The sequence below is a fragment of the Deltaproteobacteria bacterium genome, assembly GCA_026388415.1.
Taxonomy (GTDB): domain Bacteria; phylum Desulfobacterota; class Syntrophia; order Syntrophales; family JACQWR01; genus JAPLJV01.
The window spans coordinates 38,681-45,602 of sequence record JAPLJV010000005.1 but is presented as its reverse complement, the minus strand read 5'-3'; the positions used below and the strand labels follow the sequence as shown (position 1 = coordinate 45,602).

Annotated in this window: 6 protein-coding genes; all 6 read right to left on the bottom strand. The window is 50.9% G+C overall.

Going from position 1 to position 6,922, the window contains the following annotated elements; translation table 11 throughout:
* On the bottom strand, positions 1-2,118 hold a 2,118-nt coding region (locus NT140_01155; GenBank protein ID MCX5830499.1), incomplete at its 3' end, for a type I restriction endonuclease subunit R.
* Entirely contained in the window at positions 2,115-3,353 is a 1,239-nt protein-coding gene (locus tag NT140_01150) for a restriction endonuclease subunit S (GenBank protein MCX5830498.1), read from the bottom strand. The genes NT140_01150 and NT140_01155, both read right to left, overlap by 4 nt.
* Positions 3,350-3,610 carry a hypothetical protein gene (locus tag NT140_01145; GenBank protein MCX5830497.1) on the bottom strand — a complete coding sequence of 87 codons (261 nt, stop codon included), beginning with the start codon at positions 3,608-3,610 and terminating at the stop codon, positions 3,350-3,352. Before NT140_01145 ends, NT140_01150 begins: the two co-directional genes overlap by 4 nt.
* Complete coding sequence (locus NT140_01140; protein MCX5830496.1) at positions 3,607-4,722, bottom strand: PDDEXK nuclease domain-containing protein; 1,116 nt, start codon at positions 4,720-4,722, stop codon at positions 3,607-3,609. The genes NT140_01145 and NT140_01140 overlap by 4 nt, the downstream gene beginning before the upstream one ends.
* Positions 4,712-6,235, bottom strand: a complete 1,524-nt coding sequence (locus NT140_01135; GenBank protein MCX5830495.1) for a class I SAM-dependent DNA methyltransferase — start codon at positions 6,233-6,235, stop codon at positions 4,712-4,714. Before NT140_01135 ends, NT140_01140 begins: the two co-directional genes overlap by 11 nt.
* A 130-nt stretch (positions 6,236-6,365) precedes the next feature.
* On the bottom strand, positions 6,366-6,845 hold the full coding sequence (locus NT140_01130; GenBank protein MCX5830494.1) for a hypothetical protein: 480 nt from the start codon (positions 6,843-6,845) through the stop codon (positions 6,366-6,368).
* Between the last annotated feature and the right edge of the window lie 77 nt (positions 6,846-6,922).

Sequence of the window (6,922 nt, the reverse complement as noted above, 5' to 3'; positions counted from 1 at the left end):
CTTCAAATCCTGGGCGATGCCGATGTAATCCACCACCAGCCCGCCTTCCTTGTCGCCAAAGACGCGGTTGACGCGGGCGATGGCCTGCATCAGGGTGTGCCCGTTCATCGGCTTGTCCACGTACATGGTGTGCAGGCAGGGCGCATCGAAGCCGGTCAGGAACATGTCGCGCACGATGAGCAACCGCAGGGGGTCTTTGGGATCTTTCAGGCGGTTGCCGATCGCTTTGCGGCGCTCTTTGTTGCGGATGTGCTCCTGCCAGTCGAGCGAGTCGCTGGCGGAGCCGGTCATGACGATTTTGATGACACCCTTGTCGTCTTCGGAGTTGTACCAGTCCGGGCGCAGTTCGATGATTTCCTTGTGCATTTCGACACAGATGCGGCGGCTCATGGAGACGATCATGCCTTTGCCGTCCGCCGCGCTCAGGCGCTGCTCGAAGTGCCGGACGAGGTCGGCGGCGACCTGCTTCAGGCGGCTGGCGCTGCCCACCACTGCTTCTTTGCTCGCCCATTTGGCAAAGCGTCGCTGGCGGTCGGTCAGCTCGTCGTCTTCGGTGACTTCTTCCACGCGTTCATCGAGCAGTTTCTGGTCGGATTCGGAGAGTTCGATTTTGGCCAAGCGGCTTTCGTAGTAGATGCGCACCGTCGCCCCATCGGCCACCGCCTGCTGGATGTCGTACACGTCAATGTAATCGCCAAAGACCGCCTGGGTGTTTTTGTCTTCCTTTTCAATCGGTGTGCCCGTAAAGCCGATGAAGGAGGCATGCGGCAGGGCGTCGCGCATGTGTTTGGCAAAACCGTCAATAAAATCGTATTGACTGCGATGAGCTTCATCGGCAATCACCACCACGTTGCGGCGCTCGGTAAGAACGGGATATTTTGCGCCGTTTTCTGCGGGCAGGAATTTCTGGATGGTGGTAAAGACGATGCCGCCGGAGGCTACGGAAAGCAACTTTTTCAGGTCATCGCGGTTGGCGGCCTGGGCGGGCGTCTGGCGTAGTAACTGCTGGCAATTACTGAACGTTTCAAAGAGTTGCTGGTCCAGATCGTTGCGGTCCGTCAACACTACCAAGGTGGGATTGTACATTTCCTCCTGCAAAACCAGCTTCCCGGCGTAAAAGACCATCGAAAGGCTCTTGCCGCTGCCCTGGGTGTGCCAGACCACACCGGCGCGCTTATCACCCTTGGGCTGGCGTTCGACGCTCGGCAAGCCATAGACGGAAGGGTGTTCGGTGACAAAACACCCGCTTTCACTGGCAGAAGCGCGGATGGTGGAGACAATGGCTTTGTTGACGGCGAAATACTGGTGATAGGCGGCCACCTTTTTGACGGTTTTCTCTTTGGTCTTTTCAAAGACGATAAAATGACGGATGACATCGAGCAGTGTCTTTTTGTTGAGCAGCCCCTTGATGAGCGGCTCCATCTCCGGCTCGCATCGGGAATCAACGGCGCGCTCACCATTCACGCTTTTCCATTCCATAAAGCGGGAATAATCGCTGGAGATGGTGCCGGCTTTGGCAAACCAGCCATCGCTGATGACGAGAAAGGCGTTGGTAGTGAACAGGGAGGGGATGACTTGCTGGTAAGTTTGCAATTGGTGGAAGGCCGCCTGCACGTCTGCGTTTTCATCGGCGGCGTTTTTGAGTTCGATCACCACCAGCGGCAAGCCGTTGATAAACAGGACGATATCGGGGCGTTTGTTGGCCTGCCCCTCGATGACGGTAAACTGGTTGACGGCTAAAAATTCGTTGTTTTCAGGGTGGGCAAAATCCACCAGCCAGACTTTATCGGTGCGGGATTTGCCCTCGCCCACACTGAATTTGACATCCACGCCTTCAGTGAGCAGGCTGTGAAAGGCTTCGTTATTGTCAATCACGGTCAGCGCCAAGGCGCGCTGGGCTTTTTTAAAGGCATCTGCGCGCGCTTCGGCGGGGATATGCGGGTTGAGCCGGTCGATGGCGGCGCGCAGGCGGATTGGCAGAATGACTTCACTATAAACACGCTCCGGGTTAGCGCCTTCTAACAGATCGGGACCAAACAATACGATATAGCCGTTTTCGTCGCGCAGCAATTCGAGGGCGAGTTGTTCGATCTCAGATTCGTAAAGAGTACCGCTCATACTTCGATCTCTCCTCTCATCAATTTGGGCAAGAGTGCGTCCCTCATCTCCGCCAGTGTGCTTGATTCGCGGTTATTCTCTCTATATTTACGATGTAGTGGTATAATAATTTGTTCAAACGCTTCCAAAATTGCCCGCGGTGGGATTGGCAATTTGATTGATTTCAAATATGTCACAGGTTGTGCAATGGAAGGCACGCCTACTGATGATGTGTTTGCAAGTAATTTATACAAACCCTCCGGTGACTGGAAGTAATAAGTAATGAAACTGGGTGTTATTTTTGCGGGATTACAGCGCATAAAAAACTGGCGTTGTGAAACTACATATCGTGGGTATGTCGAATCTTCGGGGATAAAAGCCAAATTCCCGATATTACCCGCGTGCGTAAAGATAACATCGCCAGGGTAAACATTTGCTTTATTAAGTTTTTCCGCATGTTCCAAAGTAATGAAGTTATACGTTGAATCTTCAAGCATGAACCCGCGCAAGTGTTGCCCACTAATAATAGGGATGCCCTCATCGGCAAAAGTTTCTACTTTGATTGACGAACCAAAAGGGCCCATCGCAACACGTTCTGCAATTTCCCCAATGCTCTTGATTTCCCAGCTAACGGGAATTTCGCCAAGTTCTGTTTTGATAAATTTATTGGGGAAAAGCTCCGCAGCATCAGCATCCATGCCGACGGGAGTGTACCCATCAGCTTTCGCGCGGACGGGGTCAAAATCCACGAACCAGGATTTGAACAGAGCCCGCGCCAGAGCTTCAAGCGTGGCGTTTGTCTGGCGGTTGAGTTCTATTCTTTCGTCCAGCGCGGAGAGAATGGAAGCGATGCGGCGTTGGGTCTCTATAGTCTCCGGGACGTAGACTTCTAAAGGATGTATGTAATTGCGATTCAAGCTTGGAACTGCACTTCCAGAATTAAACTGTGTGAAATCAAGTGTTTTCAATAAATAGTAGATAAATTTAGGGTCTGTGTTATGAAACTCCTTCACATATAAAGTTGTGTTATGTGCCCAAAAATCATCTTTGTAGAAATAAGGCGTTCCCAAATTGCCACTTCTTCCAATTGTAATTGATGGACCTTTCGTGGTTAGTGCATGATGATAGCCAATAATCCCATTTGACCCAGCAATAGGGTATTTACCATGAACAAATTCAGACTTGGACAAATCATGACCTCGCTGAAAAGTCACCAAGTCTCCTAATTGTTTCTGGTCCCATCCCTCGCGACTCACCCCCGCTCTCCTCCCAGCGCCGCCTCAATTTGCTCTATGATCGGCAGGCTTCCCTGGAAATAATCGGGGATTCTTACGGTTTTACGTCTCAGCAGCCCTTCCCAACCAAATTGTGCAACAGGCCATTGCACAATTGCCGACAGAGCAAAAAGTCCAACAACCTGTTGGAAAAATTCAAGAAACTGAAGGAAGACGGCAAGCACCGATGCCCTCAACTGGAACCGCAGCATTTCGATGCCTATCAGACCGGAATTCATATCCGTTTCTCCTCTTGTTCTGCCGTCCAATCCAGGAGCTTTTGTCGCAGTTCTTCCTTGGTGGGCAGATACAACTGATAGGGGGAGGCAAAAATATTGGCATCCTGCGGGAGTGTTATTTCTACCAGGGCATCATGCTTTTTCTTGCAGAGAATAATCCCGACCGTGGACTTTTCATCGGGACTCTTTACATAACGGTCAAAATAATTGACATACATCTGCATCTGCCCTAGGTCCTGATGGGTCAGTTTGCCGATTTTAAGATCAATCAGAACATAGCAGCGTAATAACCGGTTGTAAAAAACCAGATCGACAAAAAAATGATCTTCAGCAAAGGTAAAGCGCTTTTGGCGGGCCTCAAAAAGGAAACCCTTGCCCAGCTCCAGAAGAAAATGCTCCAGCTTATCAATGATTGCCGACTCCAGATCGGTTTCGGAGTATTGCGATTTTTCATCCAGACCAAGAAACTCCAATACATAGGGTTCTTTGAGAAGGTCTTGAGGCTTGGCGATAATTTGGCCTTTTCGAGCCAGCTTGCGGATGCCCTCCTTGTCGCGGCTCAAAGCCAACCGCTCATACAGTCCTGAATTGAACTGGCGTTTAAGTTCCCGAACAGACCAGCCTTGAGCTGCGGCTTCTATTTCGTAAAAGCTCCGTTCGTCCTTATTTTTGATCCCCATGAGAAAGACGTACTGCGACCAGGACAGAGTAAAGCCCATCGGTGGCAACGGCTTTTTTGGAGGAACGGGAAATTTCCGAGACAGCGTCTCGGATTTTGAACCCTGGACTAATTGCCCAGACACCGTCTGGGCAATTGCCGGATAACTGTCCTGATACATCAGGTAAAAACGACGCATATACTCCAGATTGCTTTTTGAGAACCCCGGCCCAAACTCACTTGTCAAGCGTGCTGCCAAATCCCGCAGTAAATTCTTTCCATATTTGGCGCGGTCAGCCCCCTGCTGTTCATGCTCGACAATGCGGCGGCCGATTTCAAAACAAGTTACAACCTGGATGCTGTCCACAGTCCGGGCAGTGGCCTTCCGGGCGGCAAGAATCAGCTCCCTGACCTGTTTCAATAATGCTTTGACGGTTTCAATCTCAGAACTCATAGCCGATCCCCTTCAGGTTCTCGCGTATGGTCTTTTCCAGTTCATTGCCTTTCGCAAACTGCCCGGCAAGTTTGGTGGTAAGGACTTGCATTTTTTCAGAAAAGGGGATGCCGTCACCGGCTTCTTCTTCCGTGCCCACATAGCGTCCGGGCATGAGCACATAGTTGTTGTTCCTTACTTCCTCAATCGTTGCGGATTTGCAAAAGCCCGCTTTGTCTTCGTACTCACCATTTTTACTGCGCCAGTTGTGGTAGGTTCCGGAAATGAGGGCGATATCTTCATCGCTTAATTCCTTGTTGCGGCGGTTTACCATAACGCCCAGTTTGCGGGCGTCAATAAACAGGATTTCCTGCGAGCGGTCGCGGAATTTATGGTTGGTCTTGTTGCGCGCCAAAAACCATAAACAGGCGGGAATCATGGTGTTGTAAAACAGTTGCGCGGGCAGGGCCACCATGCAGTCCACCAGCCCGGCCTCGATCATGTTCTTGCGAATCTCACCTTCGCCGCTGGTGTTGCTGTTCATGCTGCCGTTGGCCAGCACAATCCCGGCGGTACCGTTCGGGCTCAGTTTATGGATGAAGTGTTGCAGCCAGGCATAGTTGGCATTGCCGACCGGCGGCAGGCCATATTCCCAGCGGGCGTCATCGCGCAACTGCTCGCCGCTCCAATCACTCACGTTGAACGGCGGATTGACAAGAATAAAATCCATTTTCTGGTCGGGGTGGCGGTCATTCAGGAAGGTGTCGCCCAGTTCCAGTTTGGCGTCGATGCCGCGAATCGCCAGGTTCATGCGTGCCAGGCGCAGGGTGGTGGGGTTGGACTCTTGCCCAAAAATGGATAAGTCTTTGATGTTCCCCTGATGGTTCAGCACGAACTTTTCGCTCTGCACGAACATCCCGCCGCTGCCGCAGCAGCCGTCATAGACGCGCCCGTTGTAAGGTTCGAGCATTTCCACGAGCAGTTTGACAATGCTGACGGGTGTGTAGAACTGTCCGCCCTTCTTGCCTTCGGCATCGGCAAACTGGCCGAGGAAGTATTCATAGACGCGCCCGAGCAGATCCTGGGCCTGGCGCCCATCCTGCCGGAAGCCAATCGTGCCGATCAGGTCAATCAACTCGCCCAGGCGCAGCTTGTTTAAGTCCGGGTCGGCGAAAATCTTGGGGAGTACGCCCTTGAGCGGCGGGTTGGTGCGCTCGATGGCATCCATCGCATCGTCAACCAATCTGCCGATTTCCGGCTGTTTGGCGCGGTCTTGCAGGTACTGCCAGCGGGCTTTTTCGGACACAAAGAAAATGTTGTGTGCCAGGTACTCATCCGCGTCTTCGGGATCTGCCCCCTCGGACTCGCCCTGGCCCTCTTTAAGTTTCTGATACAGGTCATTAAAGGCATCAGAGATGTATTTGAGAAAAATCAACCCGAGGACGACATGCTTATATTCCGCCGCGTCCATGTTGGAGCGCATCTTGTCCGCCGCCGCCCAAAGGGTCCGTTCGAGTTCATTGTTGCCTGCCATTTCTGTCTCCTGCGGGTATTATACTTTTATTCGTACTCAGGAAGCTGCGAGTTCGGTCGTGAAGACATAAGGCCAAAGGTCAGCGGCAGCGTAGCTGTCTGCTGCAGTGATTGGTGAACTTGAGTTTTTATTATGTTTTATCACCCTCTTTCTTTGTTACGACAAGTGATGAAGTATTCTCAAGAACCCTAAGAAATTCCTTCTGTATTTTCCCCTGTAATTCGTATTGATCTACATGACCTTGCGGAACATAGAATTTATCGAGATCAGTTTGCTGCAGCGAGGGATAATGCAAATCTTCCGCAATTGAGCTTAGGAGTTCCAGCCACGTATGATCCCTCTCTTGAGAATAAGGCTGAGCAAGCAAGGTATAATATTTGTGCCATAAATCTATAACCTTTCTATTTTTCGCAAATATCACATCCAGTGTATTCAACACTTCAACCATTGCATAGTTTGGTGGTATGGATTTTCTATGAGCCATTAGGAGGAGAAAGGCCCTATGCTTAGTGTCCTGTTTTTCTTTATGCCTTTGATACAGCAATGTAATGATGACAGCGATAATCGGACCAACAATGACCGCAATAATATTCATGGTTTGTGTCTCCATTATTTGCCTCCATTTTCTTTATTTTGCTGTTAACATTAGCGTCACTCGGAGCCGACTTTTTCGGCGATCGGGTGGAC